The sequence below is a fragment of the Streptomyces sp. Q2 genome (assembly GCF_056820935.1).
The window spans coordinates 1-17615 of record NZ_JBXEJE010000087.1 but is presented as its reverse complement, the minus strand read 5'-3'; the positions used below and the strand labels follow the sequence as shown (position 1 = coordinate 17615).

At 69.4% G+C, this 17615-nt stretch carries 23 protein-coding genes and 6 pseudogenes; 14 read left to right on the top strand and 15 right to left on the bottom strand.

Going from position 1 to position 17615, the window contains the following annotated elements:
* Window positions 1-77 precede the first annotated feature (77 nt).
* The 4 genes and pseudogenes from ACWBNA_RS47150 to ACWBNA_RS47135 form a co-directional block, all read right to left on the bottom strand.
* Window positions 78-236 (bottom strand): annotated as a pseudogene (locus tag ACWBNA_RS47150) (LexA family protein); the annotation flags it as partial.
* A 173-nt stretch (window positions 237-409) separates the two neighbouring features.
* Window positions 410-568 (bottom strand): annotated as a pseudogene (locus ACWBNA_RS47145) (PRC-barrel domain containing protein); the annotation flags it as partial.
* A gap of 22 nt (window positions 569-590) precedes the next feature.
* Complete coding sequence (locus tag ACWBNA_RS47140) at window positions 591-971, bottom strand: ANTAR domain-containing protein (protein ID WP_482710769.1); 381 nt, start codon at window positions 969-971, stop codon at window positions 591-593.
* Between the two features lie 82 nt (window positions 972-1053).
* The gene (locus tag ACWBNA_RS47135; protein ID WP_482710768.1) at window positions 1054-1332 is read right to left on the bottom strand and encodes a hypothetical protein; all 279 of its coding nucleotides are present in this window, start codon (window positions 1330-1332) and stop codon (window positions 1054-1056) included.
* Between the two features lie 382 nt (window positions 1333-1714).
* Between ACWBNA_RS47135 and ACWBNA_RS47130 the strand changes: the two genes are divergently transcribed.
* The 5 genes and pseudogenes from ACWBNA_RS47130 (at window position 1715) to ACWBNA_RS47110 (ending at window position 3332) form a co-directional block, all read left to right on the top strand.
* Window positions 1715-1927 (top strand): hypothetical protein, encoded by a 213-nt coding sequence (locus ACWBNA_RS47130; RefSeq protein WP_482710767.1) that lies wholly within the window; start codon window positions 1715-1717, stop codon window positions 1925-1927.
* A 118-nt stretch (window positions 1928-2045) separates the two neighbouring features.
* Entirely contained in the window at window positions 2046-2207 is a 162-nt protein-coding gene (locus ACWBNA_RS47125; RefSeq protein WP_482710766.1) for a hydrophobic protein, read from the top strand.
* Between the two features lie 92 nt (window positions 2208-2299).
* Window positions 2300-2503, top strand: coding sequence for a CsbD family protein (locus ACWBNA_RS47120; protein WP_482710765.1), 204 nt, complete (start codon window positions 2300-2302; stop codon window positions 2501-2503).
* Window positions 2500-2730, top strand: a pseudogene (locus tag ACWBNA_RS47115) (DUF1206 domain-containing protein); the annotation flags it as partial. The gene ACWBNA_RS47120 and the pseudogene ACWBNA_RS47115, both read left to right, overlap by 4 nt.
* Before the next feature lie 149 nt (window positions 2731-2879).
* Window positions 2880-3332: a DUF1206 domain-containing protein gene (locus ACWBNA_RS47110; RefSeq protein ID WP_482710764.1), complete on the top strand. Its 453-nt coding sequence runs from the start codon at window positions 2880-2882 to the stop codon at window positions 3330-3332.
* A gap of 70 nt (window positions 3333-3402) precedes the next feature.
* On the opposite strand, the gene ACWBNA_RS47105 is transcribed toward ACWBNA_RS47110, so the two are convergent.
* The 7 genes and pseudogenes from ACWBNA_RS47105 to ACWBNA_RS47075 form a co-directional block, all read right to left on the bottom strand.
* Window positions 3403-4119 (bottom strand): ANTAR domain-containing protein, encoded by a 717-nt coding sequence (locus ACWBNA_RS47105; protein WP_482710763.1) that lies wholly within the window; start codon window positions 4117-4119, stop codon window positions 3403-3405.
* 78 nt (window positions 4120-4197) lie between these two features.
* Window positions 4198-4959 (bottom strand): ANTAR domain-containing protein, encoded by a 762-nt coding sequence (locus ACWBNA_RS47100; protein WP_482710762.1) that lies wholly within the window; start codon window positions 4957-4959, stop codon window positions 4198-4200.
* A complete protein-coding gene (locus ACWBNA_RS47095; protein WP_482710771.1) occupies window positions 4956-5561 on the bottom strand; it encodes a hypothetical protein in 606 nt (201 codons plus the stop codon). Before ACWBNA_RS47095 ends, ACWBNA_RS47100 begins: the two co-directional genes overlap by 4 nt.
* Window positions 5562-5617: 56 nt before the next feature.
* Window positions 5618-6043 (bottom strand): STAS domain-containing protein, encoded by a 426-nt coding sequence (locus ACWBNA_RS47090; RefSeq protein ID WP_482710761.1) that lies wholly within the window; start codon window positions 6041-6043, stop codon window positions 5618-5620.
* Window positions 6044-6700: 657 nt separating this feature from the next.
* A pseudogene (locus ACWBNA_RS47085) lies at window positions 6701-7712 on the bottom strand (NAD(P)/FAD-dependent oxidoreductase).
* A 15-nt stretch (window positions 7713-7727) separates the two neighbouring features.
* Window positions 7728-8234: pseudogene (locus ACWBNA_RS47080) on the bottom strand (isoprenylcysteine carboxyl methyltransferase family protein); the annotation flags it as partial.
* Between the two features lie 51 nt (window positions 8235-8285).
* Window positions 8286-9356 (bottom strand): type III polyketide synthase, encoded by a 1071-nt coding sequence (locus tag ACWBNA_RS47075; RefSeq protein WP_482710760.1) that lies wholly within the window; start codon window positions 9354-9356, stop codon window positions 8286-8288.
* Between the two features lie 249 nt (window positions 9357-9605).
* Here ACWBNA_RS47075 and ACWBNA_RS47070 point away from each other — a divergent pair, with 249 nt between their 5' ends.
* Together ACWBNA_RS47070 and ACWBNA_RS47065 are read left to right on the top strand one after the other, a co-directional pair.
* Window positions 9606-10031, top strand: a complete 426-nt coding sequence (locus tag ACWBNA_RS47070) for a hypothetical protein (RefSeq protein ID WP_482710759.1) — start codon at window positions 9606-9608, stop codon at window positions 10029-10031.
* 201 nt (window positions 10032-10232) lie between these two features.
* Window positions 10233-10757 carry a DUF6328 family protein gene (locus ACWBNA_RS47065; protein WP_482710758.1) on the top strand — a complete coding sequence of 175 codons (525 nt, stop codon included), beginning with the start codon at window positions 10233-10235 and terminating at the stop codon, window positions 10755-10757.
* A 92-nt stretch (window positions 10758-10849) separates the two neighbouring features.
* Here ACWBNA_RS47065 and ACWBNA_RS47060 read toward each other — a convergent pair whose 3' ends face one another.
* From ACWBNA_RS47060 to ACWBNA_RS47045, 4 genes are all read right to left on the bottom strand, one after another.
* The gene (locus ACWBNA_RS47060; protein WP_482710757.1) at window positions 10850-11329 is read right to left on the bottom strand and encodes a hypothetical protein; all 480 of its coding nucleotides are present in this window, start codon (window positions 11327-11329) and stop codon (window positions 10850-10852) included.
* Window positions 11329-11961, bottom strand: coding sequence for a hypothetical protein (locus ACWBNA_RS47055; protein ID WP_482710756.1), 633 nt, complete (start codon window positions 11959-11961; stop codon window positions 11329-11331). The genes ACWBNA_RS47060 and ACWBNA_RS47055 overlap by 1 nt, the downstream gene beginning before the upstream one ends.
* Window positions 11962-12094: 133 nt before the next feature.
* Entirely contained in the window at window positions 12095-12268 is a 174-nt protein-coding gene (locus ACWBNA_RS47050) for a CsbD family protein (protein ID WP_356253952.1), read from the bottom strand.
* 91 nt (window positions 12269-12359) lie between these two features.
* The gene (locus ACWBNA_RS47045) at window positions 12360-12554 is read right to left on the bottom strand and encodes a hydrophobic protein (RefSeq protein ID WP_383877985.1); all 195 of its coding nucleotides are present in this window, start codon (window positions 12552-12554) and stop codon (window positions 12360-12362) included.
* A 704-nt stretch (window positions 12555-13258) separates the two neighbouring features.
* On the opposite strand from ACWBNA_RS47045, the gene ACWBNA_RS47040 reads away from it, so the two are divergent.
* The 7 genes and pseudogenes from ACWBNA_RS47040 (at window position 13259) to ACWBNA_RS47010 (ending at window position 17558) form a co-directional block, all read left to right on the top strand.
* Window positions 13259-13537 carry a hypothetical protein gene (locus ACWBNA_RS47040; RefSeq protein WP_482710755.1) on the top strand — a complete coding sequence of 93 codons (279 nt, stop codon included), beginning with the start codon at window positions 13259-13261 and terminating at the stop codon, window positions 13535-13537.
* Between the two features lie 86 nt (window positions 13538-13623).
* Window positions 13624-14025: an ANTAR domain-containing protein gene (locus ACWBNA_RS47035; protein WP_482710754.1), complete on the top strand. Its 402-nt coding sequence runs from the start codon at window positions 13624-13626 to the stop codon at window positions 14023-14025.
* A pseudogene (locus ACWBNA_RS47030) lies at window positions 14022-14123 on the top strand (PRC-barrel domain containing protein); the annotation flags it as partial. The gene ACWBNA_RS47035 and the pseudogene ACWBNA_RS47030, both read left to right, overlap by 4 nt.
* Before the next feature lie 50 nt (window positions 14124-14173).
* Window positions 14174-14533, top strand: a complete 360-nt coding sequence (locus ACWBNA_RS47025; RefSeq protein ID WP_482710753.1) for an ANTAR domain-containing protein — start codon at window positions 14174-14176, stop codon at window positions 14531-14533.
* A 43-nt stretch (window positions 14534-14576) separates the two neighbouring features.
* On the top strand, window positions 14577-15404 hold the full coding sequence (locus ACWBNA_RS47020) for a ribonuclease BN (protein ID WP_482710770.1): 828 nt from the start codon (window positions 14577-14579) through the stop codon (window positions 15402-15404).
* 267 nt (window positions 15405-15671) lie between these two features.
* Window positions 15672-16508, top strand: coding sequence for a DUF1206 domain-containing protein (locus tag ACWBNA_RS47015; RefSeq protein ID WP_482710752.1), 837 nt, complete (start codon window positions 15672-15674; stop codon window positions 16506-16508).
* Between the two features lie 408 nt (window positions 16509-16916).
* Entirely contained in the window at window positions 16917-17558 is a 642-nt protein-coding gene (locus ACWBNA_RS47010; RefSeq protein WP_482710751.1) for a hypothetical protein, read from the top strand.
* Window positions 17559-17615: the final 57 nt, after the last annotated feature.

The following is a 17615-nucleotide window of genomic DNA, read 5'->3' as shown; positions in this document are numbered from 1 at the left end:
CACTCAGATCACCCCGCCCCATGTCCACATCAACGACCCAGAGACGGAGTGGTCACATGATCGACCGGACAAGTCCTAGAAGCGACGATGTCGCCGTGGTCGGCGCTGTCCTGCCGCCTGACGGTCACGATGTCACTGTCGCAGATCGCCGCGTCGACCATGCTGTCGCCGGAGACGGTCAGGGCGAACAGGTCGCCCTCGCCCACGACTTGAGGGGGCAGGGAGAATACCGTCTCAGCGCAGCACGACACTGACCCCAACAACCCTGCGTACACCGCTCGTTGATTGGACAGTCCCTCGTCTGGGCCGTCGGCGACAGCCACGGCACCACTGCCGCTGGAACCGTAGGCGTCCTGGATCCCGAGCGGCCCAGCGAACTCATGCAGCACGACACCGTCTTCGACGTCGCCAGCCGGTGTCGGGTGGGCAGTCCGGTCCGTACCGTGGCCATGGCCGGCTCGTCGGTGGTGGTGTCCACATAGACCGCCTCCAGGACACCGATCTTGTGCGACTCGGTGTCGACGACATCGCGGTTGCGCGATTCCCGGACGTCGGCTGCGTGAATCATGGCCTCTCCCTACCTGGACCGCTCATCGGCCGGCGGGCGAGTCGCACCGTCGGTCTTCCGCGTAAAGCCGCCGCAGGGCACGCTGCAGCGCCCGCTGTAGCCGCTCCGGGAGCGGCTTGCCCTCCCAGGCGGCGACCATGGCCGCGGACACCTCCGGAAGTTTGGTGTTGCACTGCCGAGAGATGTCGACCAGGAGGTCCCTGGCCGTCCCGCGGCTGCAGGGGGTCAGGACCATCATCATGCCGCGGGCCTGGTCGATGACCGCGCGGCCGGCCAGCGCCCGCCGCAGCTGATCGTTCTCGGTGCGCAGTGCGACGAGATCCTCTCCCGCGGCTGCGTTCCCCCACGTGGCCTCGGCCCGCAGTTTCCAATAGTCCTCATGTAGCAGGGTTGTGCGATGCATGGCATGTACCTCTCAATGGGTTCGACGTGTCCGGCCCGGCTGAAGCCGTCCGGGAACCGTGGCCGCCGGCCACTCCACGGGGTCACCTGTGGTGTTCGTGGTTCTGACGGTCCTCGCGCCTCCAGCGCGCCCGGTGCTGGCGGCTGTAGCGGCGGTCCCAGCGGTCCTGACGATCCCGATAGTCCCGGTAGTCCCGGTAGTCCCCGAGATCGGAACCGCCGCCGCGGCTCCAGCCTCCGCCACGATCGCGGGCGTGCCGGGTCGCGCCGTAGACCAGCACCGCTGCGGCCACCCACCAGATCGGGTGAAGGAAGCCGAGGCCAAACAGGGCGGCGATGAGGATGAGGAGCAGGACGAACACGGTGGGCCTCCCCGGGAGTTGGACACTGCATCGATACCGGGGACTGGGGCCTCACACCAGAGCGTAGTCCTGCCCAACGGTTGTGGATACCGTGCGAGGTCAGCGCATCTGCCCGGCATGGATAGCTGCTTGACACCTGTCGGGGAACCGCGGCGAGGGCTAGCGTGCGAACATGCCGCCCCTGCCCCCGGCAGCGTCGATCACCTCTCGCGCTCCTTCCGGGGGCGCACCCTGCGCATCGATGCCGGGACCCGCCGCGTCACGAGCGAGGCCGTTCCCGCACACACTCAGCGTCACGCGATCCCGGCGCGCCCGATGTGCCTCAAGCAGGCAACGATCTGCTGCCCGCCGCGTCGCACGCATCCCAAACCAGGCGGCACGCATGTACGCGCTGATCGTTCCTGCTTCAACCCCCTTTGTCCTGCTCGCCGTCGTGATGGCCCTGTCCTGGTGGGAGGACCACATCCTGCCGACGTCGCCGACCGAGCCGGCCGGACCACCCGCCGAGGCTCCGTTCACCCCGGCGGCCCCTGCCCAGCTCCCACAACTCCTCAGTGTCGACACCGCGTTGACAAGGGAGGATGCCGGGCGTTGACTGGCAACACGGCGTAGGGCCATGCCACTCCGGATCATTTCGGGCGCAGCATTCCACCTTCCCGCTTCGCCCGGACCCCGCGGAAATCAGGAAATCCCCACGATCCGGAGGCCCGGCAATGATCTGGATTCTTCTCCTTCTGCTGATCCTGGTGGTCTTCGGGTTCGGCTTCACCCTGCAGATCCTGTGGTGGGTCGCCGCCGTCCTCCTGGTCCTCTGGATCGTCGGCTTCGCCATGCGCGGGCTCGGCGGTGGCCGCCCCCGGTACAGCCGCAGGTAGTCCGTTCCGGAGCTCGATCCTGCCCGCAGGAACAACGACCTGTACGGCGATCACGCGCGGGCGCCCACTCACCAGACAAGCAGGAGGCTGCCATGAGCGTCGGACGGACAATCAGGCACAAGGCACAGGCATTGAAGGGCCGGGTCACCGAACGCATCGGCCGGGCCAACCGCAACAGGCGACTGCAGCGGCACGGCAGGACCGACCAGGTCTCCGGAAACCTCAAGCAGTCCGGCGACAAGGCCAGTGGCGGTGGGCGCGTATCGCGCGCCCACACCATGGGGAGGCCATCGTGACGTCGTCCAACACACAAGGGCGTGGCCAGGGCGCGAAGTCCCCGGCCCGTTCCACGGAGCGCGAGACGCTGACCGCCGCAGGGCGAGCGGGCTTTGTCGCGCGCGGCATCGTGTACGTACTGATCGGACTGCTGTCCATCCGGATCGCCGTCGGGAGCGGCGGCGGCCAGGCGGACCGGCAGGGCGCGCTGCACGAGATCGCGACTCAGCCCTTCGGGAAAGCGATGCTCTGGGCGCTGGTGGCCGGTTTCGCGGCCATCTCGCTCTGGCGGGGAGCCCGCGCCCTGCTCACCACCGGGCCCGGCGGAAGGCGGGTTCGCGACTCCTCGACGGCGGGCGGGCGGTCTTCTACAACGCCGTCTGCTGGGCCACGGCGGTGTACGCGGCCGGTGGCGGCCAGAGCTCCAGCGGCAACGAGCAGTCACAGGACTGGACGGCAGCAGCGCTCGAACTGTCGTACGGCCAGGTATTGGTGGGAGCCGCGGACTGCCTCTTGAGGGGTATCGGCGCGGTACTCGCCGTCCGGGCGGCCATGCGGCGCTTCCTGCGGCAGTTGGACACCGCCGCCATGAGCCGCCGTACGAAGCAGGTCGTCACCGCTCTGGGCGCGGGTGGAGGCGTGGCGCGTGGCGTGGTGTTCGCCGCGGCCGGGGTCTTCGTCCTGGTGGCAGCCGTCCGCTTCGATCCGGACGAGGCCAAGGGCGTGGACGCGACGCTCCGGAGCTTCGCGCAGACACCGGCGGGACCGTGGCTCCTGGTCGCCGTCGCGATCGGACTGATCATCTTCGGCGTCTTCTCCTTCGCCTCGGCTCGCTGGCGCCGGCTGTGAACGCTGCCCCGAGCCACTGCCAGAGCCGCTTCGGCAGCGTCTGCGAAGGCGACAGCCCGCGCCAGGATGGTCAGGCCACCAGCCCGGGGAGGGGTTCGGAGTCGTCGATGAAGGCGCGGGCCACATCGGACAGTCGCCGGTTGTGGGCGCGGGCGTAGCCGCGCAGCGCGGTGAACGCCTGTTCCATGTCGATGCTCTGCCGTTCGGCGAGTTTGCCCTTGGCCTGCTCGATCAGTACGCGGCTGTTGAGTGCTGTCTGCAGTTGTTCGTTGAGGACGGTGCTGCGGTGGGTGGAGCGTTGCTGTAGGAGGCTGATGGTGGCGACGTCGGCCAGGGCCTGGGCGATGAGTGTGGCGGGCGGGTCGAAGGAGCCGGGGGCGGCGCGGAAGAGGTTCAGCGCACCGACGGTCTCGTCCCGCAGACGCATGGGCAGGGCCTGGACGGCGCCGAAGCCGCTGCGGTGGGCCGCTGTTGCGAAATGCGGCCAGCGGTCGACCTCCCGGGTCAGATCGGGGACGATCACCGGTGCGCCGGTACTGAAGCACTCCAGGCAGGGGCCCTCGTCGTTCTGGAGCTGGAAGAGCTCCAGCAGGCGCACCTGTTCGTCGGAGGCGGCCATGACGCGGAGTTTGCCGTCCCGGTCGGCGAGCAGCACCCCGGCGGCGCTCGCATCGAGCATGCTCACGCAGCGGTCGGTCAGCAGGCGCAGGAAATCGATGAGGTCGAAGTCGGCGACCAGGTTGTCCGCCAGCTCGACGAAGGTCTTGGCCAGGAGCTGCTGATTCATCGTGTCACCCTCGATTGAGACTAGTACCGCCGGGAGGGGGCGGGAAGCGCAGCACGCTTATCGTCCGGAGCCCGTGCGTCAGGCGTCATCGTCCGTCCGTTTCGGTTCCGTGTCCGGGGAGAATCGGAGCCGGTGGGCCACCACGTCGGCGGCCACGTCGGCGAGCCGGCACCCTTGCGTATAGGCGTAGGCGCGCAGCCGGACGAAGGCTTCGTCGATGCCGACTTCGAGCTGGACGGTGAGGATGCCGGTGGCCTGGTCGATCTCCGCCCGGTATCCGCCCAGGTCCTCGAAGCCGTGGTCCGGTGACGGTGCGCCGGCCTGCGCGCCCGTCTCGTCGATCCGCGCGTCGAGCAGGAGCAGCGTCGCGAGATCAGCGAACGCCAGCGCGTCGGCCAGCTCCTCCGCGTCCAGCACGGTCGGCACGTCGGCGTACAGGTCGAGAACTCCCGGGCTGATCGCCCCGATCTGCAGGGGGAGTGCGAAGACGGCGCGTGCCCCGGCTTCCAATGCCGCGTCGGCGAACACGGGCCAGCGGTCCTGCAGCCCGCCGGTCAGCAGATCGGGGGACAGGACGGCCGAGCCGTGGGTGAAGGCGTCCACACAGGGGCCCTCGCCCAGGGTGAGCTGGAGTTCCTCCAACTGCTCGCTGATGGTGTCGGTGCTGCACAGCGGATGGCTTGCGGTGGTCTTGGACATCGCCGATACCCCGGCTCCGCCGACCGGCAATGCGGCCACGGCCGCGGTGCACACGTCCACCACACCGACCGGGGCGCCGCGTCGGGCCGCCTGCTCGGCGACCAGCACCTGGATGCGGGCCGACCGGCTGTCGGCCCTCATCCGGGCCACCGCGTCCAGGCATCGTGGGCCAGGCCCTCCAGCCGCGCCGTGGTTCGTTCTCCGAGGGGGAATACCAGCGCACGGAACATGGTCGGGCCCGCCGGCCGCCACACCTCTCCCATGTCCAGCCATCCCCAGGAGCGGAGCGACGCGAGGGTCGGGTGATCGCCCGGATCCACCAAGGTGGCGCCGAGGGATGCCTGGTCGCCGCTCAGCAGCCGCTCCTGCAAACGGCGGGCCACGTCCTGGTGCTGTGGGTGTGGCTGGACCAGGATGCTGGTGATCGCGAAGACGCCGCCGGACACGGTGAGCTGCTCGATGCTCTGCGGCAGTGCTCCGTCGAACCCGAGCCACCAGATGCCGTCACTGGCCACCGGGAACCCGAAGGCGTATCCCACCAGATGGTCCGTCTCCGCGATCACCATGGCGAACCCCGGCCGCCGGATGTCGCCGGTGAGACGGTTCAGGAAGTCCAGGCGGCTACGGCTGCGGTACGCCTCAGCAGCGGACGTCTCGCGGGAGTCGACGTACAGGTCCGCCAGCTCCCCGCCCAAGTCCTGCGCCAGCCAGCGGTTCACACGGCGCAACCGCACCGCGTCCATGGTGGACGACTCGCCTGCATGCGGCTCGTGCGGCTGCCCACGCCTGGGCTGGGCCTTCACCGCACATCGCCCGTGAGGACAGCCACCAGCGGAACACTCCGGTCCGGCAGGGCTGGAGCGACCGGGTCAGGGACGTCCCCGAGAGACGGTGGCAGATGCCCGAGCGGAAGGCCGACAACCAGGAACCCGCAGCCGGTGAGCTCGAGGATCCGCGCCAGTGACGGTGGCGGGTTGTGCAGTCGTAGGATCCCGCCGGCCTCCCTGGTCCGCTGCGCGGCGTAGAGGAAGGCATTCAGGCCGCTGCAGTCGCAGAAGGTCACAGGGGTGAGGTCGACATCGACGATGCGGATGCCGTCGCTCAGGCATCGCGCCAGTGCTGCGCACACCAGCGGTGCCGATTCCAGGTCGATCTCACCAGCCAGGGTGATCAGTGCCCGTTTCCGTCGGTCATGACGATAGATGGTGAGCCGTGGGAGGGGCATGACGCCTCGGTTCCAAAGACCATCCGGCAGCGAGATGGGGACGCCGGGAGTCCCGGCTCCTCTTGGCGCGCTGCTGGCAGGGGCGTACGTGCGGCGGAGGCGGAACGACGGCCGGTCCGAGGGCCTGCGCAACAGAATATAGGGCCCGCCCGGTTCTCTCCAGGGATGCGTCGGGTGACGGACGAGAGGTCCGCTCCACGCAGCCATCTGTGTCGCGAAACGACAAGCCGCCGGGGTCTGGGACGCTTGTACAGCATGATAGTCCTGCCCCAGTGCGACAGACGGCCCGAAGCCGCCCCATCTCAGGATGTGGACAATGTCGAAGTGTAACAGCGCGCTCATACCCGGTGCCCTGCACTGTACTTGGACCCATGACGGGAAGGCCGCTGCTCGCGTCGGACTGAGGTCCGGATCTTTTGCAAGGGCTGCGGCAGGAGGACGTTGCGGCGGCCTCGGCCGTCGGCGTTGCCGGTGCACTGCAGTCGGTCTTCGCAGACCCGGCAGGCAGGTTGGAGAAGGAGAACAGGACGCCCAGTCGCTCGTGCCTCCCTCCCGGCCGAGGCGAGTTTCTGGCTGCAGCGGGCCTCCGGGCCACAGGGCGAGACGATCTCTGTGCTCGGCCACGGGACCCAGGCGGTCTCCAGGGCCTGCCTACCGTTACTCCAGCGCGTGGACCGCTGCTGAGAACACCGGGGGCATCGGGATGCTGCGGGGACGATGAGGCGGGCGGTGCCGGGACGGCGGCTCGCGGCCAGCAGGGCTCCGGTCAGCAGCCGGTGGCGGCGGGTCAGCCGGGTCCAGGTGTGCTCGTATGCGTCCGCTCGTCCGGCGGCAAGGCAGCGGACGGCGGCCCCGGCCGTCGCCAGTGCGAGGGCGATGCCCTCGCCGGTGAGGGCGTCCAGGTAGCCGGCGGCGTCGTCGACGAGCAGGACACGGCCGGCGACTCTGTGCCGCACCCGCTGGCGCAGTGGTCCGGCGCCGCGTATCTCCGTCGTGGCCGGGCCGCGCAGCGAGGCGGTGAGGGCAGGGAAGTCGGCCAGGTGCTCGTCGTACCCGCGACGGTTGCGGCTGAGGACCGCGACGCCCACCAGGTCGTCGCCGACCGGTGTCACATAGGCTTCGCCGTGCCGGGACCAGTGGACCTCCACGAAGTCCGTCCACGGTTCGACGCGGTAGTGCCAGCGCAGCCCATAGCGGCCGTGGGGCGGCCCGGCAGTTCCGGCCCCAGGCCGCGGCGCACCGGGGATTGCAAGCCGTCGGCGGCGATCAGCCAACGGGCTGTGGTTCCGGCGGCGGTGACCGTGTCCGCGTTCTGGCGCACCTCGCCGACCTTGCCCGGCAGCATCCGCACGCCGAGGCCGAGAGCGCCCTGGTGCAGAGCGGCGTGCAGCGTCGCACGACGGATCCCCAGCCCGCTGTGACCGCGGAAGGACGCATCGGCGCGGACGGCACCGTCCACGTAGCGGATGCCGCGCAGTTCGCGGCCACTGGCCTCGACGCCCAGTGCTCTCAGCGCGGCGACTCCGCCAGGCATGACGCATTCTCCGCAGGCTTTGTCCACGGGCGTGGTCCGGGGCTCGACGACGACGGCCTCCAGGCCGGCGAGCGCGGCGTGGATCGCGGCGGCCAGACCGGCCGGTCCACCGCCAGCCACCAGTACGTCGATCACGCCGGCACGGTCGTGGTCGGCGGGGATCGCGGCGGCCAGCGCCCGGTTCTCGCAGCGGATGCGCACGGTGAGCAGCACGGCGTTGAGTACCGTGAACACGGCCGCGGTGACCCAGGCGGTGTGCACCAGGGGCAGGGCCAGGCCCTCAGCGACGACGGCCACGTAGTTCGGGTGCCGCAGCCACCGCCACCGGCAGGGGCCGCCGGTCACGAGCGGCAGGCCAGGTACGACGATCACCCGGGTGTTCCAACGGGGTCCCAGGGCGTGGATGCACCACCACCGCAGCACCTGGGCGCCCACCAGTCCGGCCAGCATCGGCCAGGCCAGGGCGGGTACGAAGGACCGGTCGGCCAGCCACACCTCGGCCGGGCAGGCAATCAGCAGGCCGGTGTGGAGGGCGACCATCGCCGGGTAGTGGCCCTGCCCGGCGATGATCGCGCCGCGGGCGGTGCTCCACCGTTCGTTACGGCGAGCCACGACGAGTTCGGCGGCGCGCTCGGCGACGACTGCGGCCACCAGCAGTCCTTACCAGATCATGTGTCCCTATGTCCTTCGTGTCCTTCGACGGCCGAACTACCAGCGCAGCAGGACGAGTTCGCAGGCGAAGCCGGGCCCCATCGCCAGCAGCAGACCCGGCGTGCCCGGCGGCGGTGGGCGGCGTTGGGCCAGGGTGTCGCGCAGTACGTGGAGCACCGATGACGAGGACAGGTTGCCGACATCGGCCAGGTGACGCCAGGTCACATCGAGTGCATCGTCGGGCAGGTCGAGGGCGTCGGTGACGGCCTGAAGGACCTTGGGGCCGCCGGGGTGGCACACCCAGGCGGTCACGTCCTTCGGCTTGATCCCGTGGTCGCCGAGGAACCTCTCGACGTCTTCGGCGAGGTAACGGCGTACGACGTCGGGGACCTGCGGGTCGAGGACGACCTGGAAGCCGGTGTCCTTGATGTCCCAGCCCATGACGCGCTCGGTGTCCGGGTACAGGTGGCTGCGGGTGTCCACGATCGTCGGGCCGGCGGTCTCGTCCGGGCGGCCCGGGCGGTTCGCGCCGCAGGCGACGACCGCGGCGGCGCCGTCGCCGAACAGTCCGGTGGCGACCATGTTGGCCATGGAGGCGTCGTTGCGCTGGAAGGTGAGCGAGCACAGTTCGACGGACAGCAGTACCGCCACGTGGTCGGGCCGGCCCAGCAGGTAGTCGTGCATACGGGCCAGGCCGGCTGCGCCGCCGGCACAGCCCAGGCCGAACAGGGGCAGCCGTTTGACATCCGGCCGCAGCCCGAGGCGGCCGACCAGCCGTGCGTCGATCGAGGGGGTGGCGATGCCGGTGACGGAGGTGAAGATCAGCAGGTCCACGTCGGCTGCGGTCAGACCCGCCATGTCCAGTGCGTCTTGGACGGCCCTGGCACCCAGGTCGGTGGCAGCGGCGATGAAGACGTCGTTGGCGGCGCCGAATCCGTCCAGTTCCCCATACCGTTCGAGCGGCAGCGTCATGTGACGCGTGCCGACCTTCGCGCTGAGGTGCAGCCGGTCCAGAACCCTGCGGTCGGTTCCCTCCGGCAGGCAGGTGCGGGCGACCATGTCGGTGATCTCGGACTGGGTGCGACGGTGCGGTGCGAGGGCACCGTGAACGGCGGCGATCCGCGTCATATGCTTCCCGTCCGGTTACCAACTCGGGTGAGTTGCTCCCCACATGTTCCCCGGACCGGGACTTCGACACCATGAAACGCCCGTCCAGCCGTTCGCCCCGGGGGCGCGTGTTCCGGCCGGGTGGGGCCCAGGCGCCTACGATCGATCGGCCAGGTGGGCACTCCCGAGCAGTCGACGGCCGGCGGCCCGGTCGCGGGTTGGGCCGGCCGGGTGGGTGGCCTGGCCAGGTCGTGCCACCCCGGGCCTGTCGTGGCGGTCACCGCCTTGATGGCCGCGCTCGCCGTCACCGCCGGCCAGAGCGCCGCGAGCTGTGTGCTGACCGCCGCCGCCGTGCTGACCGAGCAGCTGTCCGTCGGCTGGTGCAACGGCGCGTTCGACGCGCGCCGGGACATCGCGGCTGGCCGCCGCGGCAAACCCGTCGTCGACGGCACGGTCGGCGTGACGGACGTGTGGGTGGCCGCGTATGCCGCGCTGGTGCTGTGCGTGCCGCTCTCGCTCGCCTGCGGCCTGCGGGCGGGCGCCGTTCACCCACCGTGGCGACGGGCGGCCGTGCTGTCCGGCCCGCGCCGATCCGAGACGAACGGCCCGGAAAGGCACGGCGATCCAGGACTGAGCTTGTTCCGCTTTGACGGACACCATCGGTGTGGTGTTCACGCCGCGAGAGCGGCCTCGTAGTCAGTGGGACTGAGGCAGCCGAGGCTGCAGCCACCGCAGCACAGCTCAGCAACCAGCTCCGCGAAGCCAACGGCGCGGCCGACTACATCCGCTGATACCAGGACGTCCGCGTCCGCCGCAGCATCGTCGCTGCGACCGTCAAACGGAATGCTCTGTCCGGCCGGGCGACCGTTGCGTGGCCTTCGAGTAGGTTGCCGGGACATGGCTGAGGAGAATTCCCGTACGCCGCGCGAGGAGACGACGCTGGAGCGGGCCGACCGCAACTACGGTGAGCTGCTCCAGGAGTTGAGGATCATCCAGACCGGGGTCCAGATCCTGTTCGCGTTCCTGCTGACGCTGGCCTTCACCGCCCGCTTCTCCGCGCTCGACACGGCGCAGCGCACCATGTACATCACGACGCTGCTGCTCGCGGTGCTCGCAGCGGCCCTGTTCACCACTCCGGCCGCGCTGCACCGCACGCTGTTCCAGCGCGGGGCCAAGCCTGAGATCGTCATGATCTCCTCACGGCTGGCGGGGGCGGGTATGAGCGTCCTGATGCTGACCCTCACCGGTTCCGTGCTGCTCGTCGTCGACGTGGTGTTCGGCCGGGTCGAGGGTGTGATCGCGGGGAGTGCGACGCTGCTGGTGTGCGGCGGTCTGTGGGTGGTGTTGCCGCAGTTCGTCAGGCGGCACGCCGCACGGTTGGAGGACCGGGCCGTCTCGGAGCCGCCGGATGGATCAGGCTGAGTGCTTCAGCAGCACACGGCCGCCGCGGTTGGCCGGTGTGGTTCATCTACCGGTTTCCTGCGGCGGCTGTGCTTCCTGCGGGGAGGACGGTGTCACCGGCCGGCGGGTGCCGACATGTGCAGCAGCCTTTCGGTGATCTCCCGGTACTGCCGCAGCGCGACCCGTAGTTCCTCGGTCTGCGCTTCGGTGTCCTGGCCCTGCCAGCCCGATCGCAGGACGCGCCGCTGCTCTGTGAGGGTGTTCGTGAAGTGGGTGGTGACTTCGTCGAAGACGCTGTCGGCTTCCTCCACGGCCTGGCGTGGGCTGTCGACGAAGGTGTTGAGGGCCTGTTGGAGGCGCAGGGTGAGCTTGTCCCGTTCGCCCTGCGGGAGCATCTCCGGCGTCGGCTCGCGATCGGGGCTGGGGCGGCCGGCGTTGGCGGCGTTGGTGGCGGGTTCACGCGGTTCGTGAGCAGGTTTGGTGACAGGTGCCTGCGGGGCCCGCTGGCTCTGCGGCGCCTGCGGGTTGCGCGGCGCCGAGGGGTCCGGGCTTCCGGGCTGGGGTTGCCGTGCGTGTTCGGCGTTTTGCGACATCAGGTGTTGTTTCCCTTCGCGTGGGGTCGGTTCAGTGCCCATGGCGCGTGGCCGTTGCCGTCGCGGGACTGAGGAGTCTGCGAGCTGCCCTGGTCCGGGTCGGCCGGTTGTTCGGCGACCAGTGCCTCGAAGAGGCTTCGGGCTTCGACCATGGCCTCCCGCATTTCCTCGGTACCGCTCTGTCCGCGGGCGGCCGTGTGCATGCTGCGGTAGCCGTGGACATGGGCGGGGTGGTGGACGGAGAGGGCGGCGAACTGCTCCTCGAACTGCTCGCCGTCGGGGAAGCCGCGGTCCCTCGCCAGGCCGGCAAGGAGTGCGTCCGCCTCGGTGACGGCCTTCTGCGGTGATTCGACGAACCGCTCCTGGACGTCGGCCCACTGAGCCCTGTACTGCGCACGGGCCTCGGGCGACAGCGGCTGCTCATCGAGGGAGCCGTGCTGCTTGACGCGCTCGCCGAGTTCCTGCTCGGCCGCCTTGGTGTCGCCGTCGTGGTCGGCGACGGCACGGTCGTACTCGGGTCCGAAGCGGTGTTTGAGCCCGTGTCCTCCGCCGGCCCGGATGCGTCCACGTCCGACGAGGAAGAGGACGACGGCCGCGATGACGATCACGGCAATGATCACGATGGTGAGCATGGCTGCCTTCTCTGGCTCTCGGCTCGCAGATTGTTTGGCTTCATTGCCGTTCCCGTCATTTCCTGTGAGTGATTCCGCTTTGGCCTGCCGGGTGGCGGCCACGCGACGTGGGCACCACCCGGGGCGTTTGTGGTCAGTGCTTGAAGGCGTCCTTGGCCTTGTCGCCGGACTGCTTGAGGTTTCCGGAGACCCGGTCGGTCCTGCCTTCGCGCTGCAGTCGCCGGTTGCGGGTGGTCCGGCCGACGCGTTCGGTGAACCGGCCCTTGAACGCCTGGGTCTTGTGCCTGATCGTCTGTCCGAGGCTCATGGCTGTCCTCTGCTCGTTCGCTGGATGGGCTCCCGCGCGTGATCGCCGTACAGGCCACCGTCGCGGAGGGCGGGAGAGCGCCTGGTGTGGGCTATCCGCGACTGCGGCTGTACCGGCGGCCGCCGCCACGGCGTCCACCGCCGCGTCCGCCACTGCCGCGCCCTCGCATGGCGAAGCCGACGATCCAGACGACCAGGAGTACGGCGGCGACCCACCAGAGGGTCTGCATGGTGAAGCCGAAGCCGAACACCACCAGGATCAGCAGAAGGAGAAGAATCCAAAGCATTGCCGGGCCTCCAGATCGCGGGAAGTTCCTGAGTTCCGCGGGGTCCGGGCGAAGCGGGAAGGTGGAATGCGCCGACCGAGTGATCCGGAGTGGCATAGCCCTACGCCGTGCTGTCAGTCAACGCCCGGCGACCTCCCTTGTCAACGTGGTGTCGACACGGGAGAGTTCTGCGAGCGGGGCAGGGGCCGCTGGGACAAACGGAGCCTTTGCGGGATGGCCGACCGGCTCGGCCGGCGCCGCCGGCAGGATGCGGTCTTCCCACCAGGACAGGCCCATGACGGTGGCGAGCAGGACGAAGGGGACAGAAGCCGGAACGATCAGTATGTACATGCGTACCGCCTGCGGTGGCTGCGTGCGACGCGGCGGGCAGCGGAGGGGGATGCCCGCATGGGGCGCATCGGTGCGGCGCCGGGATCGAGTGGCGACGGCGGGGGCGGCCCGTTGGGGGGCGGGGCGGTTCCGGCACTGATGCGCGAGGTGCGCCCTCGAAGGAGCGCGAGAGGTGTTCGACGCTGCCGGGGGCTCGGGCCGTACCGCACACGCTAGCCCTGACCGCACTCCCCGGACAGACGGCAAGTGGCCATCTGTCCAGGGCGGAAGACCGTTACATGGGGCGCTATCCGCAGTCTCTCGGCAGAGCTACGCTGTTCGAACAGGCCCCGGCCCCCGGCAGTGACGCTTTGTTCCGTTCCGGGAGGCCCGCCGTGTTCGTTCTGCTTCTCATCCTGATCTTGATTCTGTTCGGCAGCGGCTTCCTCAATCCCCTCTGGTGGTGGGTCGCGGCGGTGCTGGTCTTCGGTGCCACACGGCACGGCCGGGACCGTGGTGGAGGCTGGATCCGTGGTGACGGTTCCGATGTCGGGCCGTACCGGGACTACGAGCACCGCCGAGACCGTCAGGAGCGCTGGGACCGTCGCTACAGCCGTCGGCACCGGGCGCGCTGTAGGCGCGAGGACCGTCGGGACTACGAACGCCGCGGGTGACCGATGAAGTTGCACCCGAGCATCCAGAGGTTCCGGGACGGCTTCCGCCCAGCCGGACGCGCCGAAATCGTCGAGAGGTACGTGCCATGCAGCGCACAACCATGCTTCCGGAGAACTGGTGGGATCTGAGGGCCGAGGCCGTGACGGGGAATGCGGCGGCTCAGGATGTCGTGGCGCTGCGCGCCGAGATCGAACAGCTGCAGCGGGCGCTGGCCGGGCGCGCGGTCATCGATCAGGCCTGCGGCATGGTGATGGTCCTGGCCCCCTGCCGCCGCGGGTCGGCCAGGAACCTGCTGATGGACATGGCACGGCCATGCAACACCAAGCTTCCGGACGTGGCTGCAGCCGTGGTCGCCGACTGGGAGGGGGAGCCGCTCTCGCCGTTGATGCAGCGGGCACTGCGGGATGCACTGCGGCGGCTCTACGCGGAAGACCGGGGGTGCGACTCACGACTGACAGATGAGCCGTCCGGAAGGGGAGGGCTGTGATCCACGCAGCCGATGTCCGTGAGTGGCGCAACTGCGACGTAGTCGACAGCGAAGGCCACAAGGTCGGTGTGCTCGAAGCAGCCCATGTCCGGACCGCTCATGGACACGATTGACTGCTTTTTGAGGACTGCGTTGTGAGGTACGCACCATGCACCAGCTGACCACGCCCCGTGAAGAACAGCCCCTGTTGACGGCTGTGGCTTCGGGGGGGGATGCGGCTTTGCTGGCCGAGGTCGTCGAGCTGCGCGGCAAGAACAAGCAGTTGGAGCAGGTGCTGGTAAGTCGTGCGGTGATCGACCAGGCCCGCGGCATGGTGATGGTCCTGGCGGCGTGTTCCAGTGAGCGAGCCTGGGACCTGCTCGTGGAGGTGTCGCAGCACTGCAACGTCAAACTCCGCGACGTGGCTGCGGCCCTGGTCGCCACCACGAAGGGCCAGGAACTCCCCGAGGCGATACGGCGCGAGTGGCGTCGCGCGCTGCGGCGCCTTCACGCGCTGGAGCGGCGGTGACCGGATCATGCGTTCACGGCTGTCGGTGATGGCGCCCCATGTGATGGGCGACTTGGATACCGAAGGAGTCTTCCGGTGCCGGGTGTTCCGTGATTCGCCGGCCGGGCGGGGATGGCGGCGGAGCCGAGAGATCGAACTGGGGCCGAGGTCGCTGGGTTTTGCGGCGCTCGGGTTCCTCACGCTGGTGCCCTTGCTGATCGTCGTCTCCGCAGCCGTTCCGGAGCAAGGGCGGGGGTTCGCGCAGTGGCTGGGGGACGGGCTCGGTGTGTCGAGTGCCGCCAGGGAGGAGGTGGGGAAGTTGTTCGCGCGGCCCGGCCAGGTGCTGCAGACCACGACTGCTTTCGGCCTTGCCGCTCTCGCTGTCTTCGGTCTGAGTTTCGGGGCGGCGGTGCAGACCGGCTACGAGAAGATCTGGGAGTTGCCTCCGGCCCGCTGGTACGCGAGATGGCGGCACGTGCTGTGGCTCGCCGTGCTCGTCGGGTCCCTCTACCTGACCGCCACCACCACCCTGTGGCGCCATTCACCGGCCGGCACGCTGGCCGCGACACTGAGCGCCGTCCTGTTCTTCTGGTGGTCGCAGCAGATGCTGCTCGGCGGGCGAATCGCCTGGAACGCCCTCCTTCCCGGCGCGGTGGTATCGGCGCTCGGGCTGCTCGGTCTTCGGGTCTTCTCCCGGCTCGTCTTCTCACCCCTGATCGCATCCAGTGCCGTCACCTACGGCCCCTTCGGAACCGTCCTGGTCGTCCAGTCCTGGCTGGTCGGTGTGGGTGTCGTCGTCTTCGGCGGTGCCCTGACGGGCCGCCTGCTGCACGAGGAACTCCCGCGCGTGGCACAGGCACTGAAACAGCGGGCTCGTCGGCAACGACCCTGAAGGCCAGGACAACTCCCCTTCCTTCTTCACGCTCGACATGTCGGGCGGTACGTCGCAGAGTCGGAGGCCGGTGCGGCACAGGGCTCGGCCCTCCAGGCCCACGCCGGAAGTGACCCGTGCTACGCCGGTGACGTCCAAGACGATGACCGATGAATCATCCTGTCCCGTCCAGGCCGCGCTCGTCCGCTGCGCACATCAAATGCCTGGCCCGGGGCACTTGGGGGGTAGTGGACGCGTATCGCGCGCCCGCACCATGGGGAGGACATCGTGACCTCGTCCAACACGCAAGGGCGCGGCCAGGCCGTGAAGTCCGCGGCCCGTAACACCCAGAACGAGACGCTGACCGCCGCGGGGCGAGCGGGCTTTGTCGCACGGGGTGTGGTGTACGTCCTGATCGGCGCCCTTGCCCTTCAGATCGCCCTCAGAAGCGGCGACGGCGAGTCGGCCGACCGGCAGGGCGCGCTGGCCCAGGTCGCGGAGCAGCCGTTCGGGAAGGTGATGCTGTGGGCGATGGTGGTCGGCTTCGCCTCCATGGCGCTGTGGCGGGGTACCCGCGCAGTCCTCACCAGGGGGCCTCAGCGGAAGGCGGGTTCGCGCGTGCTGGACGGCGGGCGGGCGGTCTTCTACGCCTTCGTCTGCTGGACCACGGCGGTGTACGCCGCTGGTGGCGGCCAGGGCTCCAGCGGCAACGCGCAGTCGCAGGACTGGACAGCATCGGCGCTCAAACTGGCGTACGGGCAGGTGCTGGTGGGAGCCGGGGGCTGCCTCCTGATCGGCATCGGCGGGGTACTCGCCGTCCGGGCGGCCATGCGGAGCTTCCTGAAGCAGTTGGACACCGGCAGCATGAGCCACCGTACGAAGCAGGTCGTCACCGCTCTGGGCGTGGGTGGAGGCGTGGCACGGGGCGTGGTGTTCGCCGCGGCTGGGATCTTCATCCTGGTGGCTGCCGTCCGCTTCGATTCGGACGAGGCCAAGGGCGTGGACGCGACGCTCCGCAGCTTCACGCAGACACCGGTGGGGCCATGGCTCCTGGTCGCGGTCGCGGTCGGGCTGATCCTCTTCGGCGTCTTCTCCTTCGCCTCCGCTCGGTGGCGCCGCCTGTAACAGTGATCCAAGCCTGATCTGCCGGCTCCTCGCCAGGCTCGCCTATGGGCCGGGCCGTCGCCACGCACTGGTCAACACAACAGCAGCGAACCGTCCAGCCCCCGTCTCCGAGCGCATGTGGAGCGGCGGTCCGCCATCCACCAAGGCGCGTCAGTGGGCCGGGCGCCGGCGCGAGCGCGATACCGAGCGCACAAGCAGGTACAGACAGCACGGCGGCGATGAGGAGCAGCACGCCGGTGGAGAGCAGATACAGCATGCCGTCGACGGCAGCGCCGATGACGATCAGCGCGATGGCGCAGATGAGCAGAACCAGGAAGAAGACCAAAACGCTACGCCTCCTGGGGTGGTGCCCCTGCCGGGCAGAACGGTTCTACCGTGAGGAGAGGAAGCAGATCCCAGGAGCGCGCCATGATCATCCTCGTCGCCGCGGTGGTCATCGCTGTCGCCGGCGTTCTTTCCAACAGTGGCAGCGCCCACGAGTTCACCGGCGGATTCTCTGTCTTCGGTGTCGACGTCACCGGCTCCACCGGCACCCTCTTCCTCTACGGCATCGTCGTCGGGGCGGCGGCGTTGCTCGGGTTGAGCCTGATCCTGGCCGGTACACGCCGCACCACCCGCCGCCGCACGGCACATCGTGGGCCCAAACCGTCCCGGCGCGGCTCTGTTGCAGCCGAACGGGAACCCGGTGGCCTGACCAGCGAACGTGACACCTCCCGCGGGCAGACGGTGCAGGCGGAGAGGAAGGACGAAGACCGGGCCGACCTGGTCGAACACCCCCGTCACAAGCAGCACTGGTTCCACCGCCGGGCCGCTCCCCCGCATCACGTGTTCATCCCAGTCGGTGCCTGCTGGCTCAACCTCCAAGAGGGCTGGTGGCGCATCTTCCGCAAGACCGCCCTGGCCGGACGCTCCTTCGGCGACCGCAACCACATCACCCACGCCACCGAAGTGGCCACAGCCCAGCTCAACGCCCGCGCCCGACCTTGGATCTGGGGCAGAACCGCACCGCCCCCACGGCGCTTACGCCGCCGATATATGTACGTCCTTTGAGGAATGAAGCACTAGTAGGACTCCGTTACGTCTGTCCCGCGGTGCTGTTTGGGGGCA

Excerpts from the sequence above, each read along its gene's own strand:
- ACWBNA_RS47140 (WP_482710769.1), bottom strand. The coding sequence starts at position 971 with ATGCATCGCACAACCCTGCTACATGAGGACTATTGGAAACTGCGGGCC.
- ACWBNA_RS47130 (WP_482710767.1), top strand. The coding sequence starts at position 1,715 with ATGTACGCGCTGATCGTTCCTGCTTCAACCCCCTTTGTCCTGCTCGCC.
- ACWBNA_RS47125 (WP_482710766.1), top strand. The coding sequence starts at position 2,046 with ATGATCTGGATTCTTCTCCTTCTGCTGATCCTGGTGGTCTTCGGGTTC.
- ACWBNA_RS47120 (WP_482710765.1), top strand. The coding sequence starts at position 2,300 with ATGAGCGTCGGACGGACAATCAGGCACAAGGCACAGGCATTGAAGGGC.
- ACWBNA_RS47105 (WP_482710763.1), bottom strand. The coding sequence starts at position 4,119 with ATGAATCAGCAGCTCCTGGCCAAGACCTTCGTCGAGCTGGCGGACAAC.
- ACWBNA_RS47100 (WP_482710762.1), bottom strand. The coding sequence starts at position 4,959 with ATGAGGGCCGACAGCCGGTCGGCCCGCATCCAGGTGCTGGTCGCCGAG.
- ACWBNA_RS47095 (WP_482710771.1), bottom strand. The coding sequence starts at position 5,561 with ATGGACGCGGTGCGGTTGCGCCGTGTGAACCGCTGGCTGGCGCAGGAC.
- ACWBNA_RS47090 (WP_482710761.1), bottom strand. The coding sequence starts at position 6,043 with ATGCCCCTCCCACGGCTCACCATCTATCGTCATGACCGACGGAAACGG.
- ACWBNA_RS47075 (WP_482710760.1), bottom strand. The coding sequence starts at position 9,356 with ATGACGCGGATCGCCGCCGTTCACGGTGCCCTCGCACCGCACCGTCGC.
- ACWBNA_RS47065 (WP_482710758.1), top strand. The coding sequence starts at position 10,233 with ATGGCTGAGGAGAATTCCCGTACGCCGCGCGAGGAGACGACGCTGGAG.
- ACWBNA_RS47060 (WP_482710757.1), bottom strand. The coding sequence starts at position 11,329 with ATGTCGCAAAACGCCGAACACGCACGGCAACCCCAGCCCGGAAGCCCG.
- ACWBNA_RS47055 (WP_482710756.1), bottom strand. The coding sequence starts at position 11,961 with ATGCTCACCATCGTGATCATTGCCGTGATCGTCATCGCGGCCGTCGTC.
- ACWBNA_RS47050 (WP_356253952.1), bottom strand. The coding sequence starts at position 12,268 with ATGAGCCTCGGACAGACGATCAGGCACAAGACCCAGGCGTTCAAGGGC.
- ACWBNA_RS47045 (WP_383877985.1), bottom strand. The coding sequence starts at position 12,554 with ATGCTTTGGATTCTTCTCCTTCTGCTGATCCTGGTGGTGTTCGGCTTC.
- ACWBNA_RS47035 (WP_482710754.1), top strand. The coding sequence starts at position 13,624 with ATGCAGCGCACAACCATGCTTCCGGAGAACTGGTGGGATCTGAGGGCC.
- ACWBNA_RS47025 (WP_482710753.1), top strand. The coding sequence starts at position 14,174 with ATGCACCAGCTGACCACGCCCCGTGAAGAACAGCCCCTGTTGACGGCT.
- ACWBNA_RS47020 (WP_482710770.1), top strand. The coding sequence starts at position 14,577 with ATGGGCGACTTGGATACCGAAGGAGTCTTCCGGTGCCGGGTGTTCCGT.
- ACWBNA_RS47010 (WP_482710751.1), top strand. The coding sequence starts at position 16,917 with ATGATCATCCTCGTCGCCGCGGTGGTCATCGCTGTCGCCGGCGTTCTT.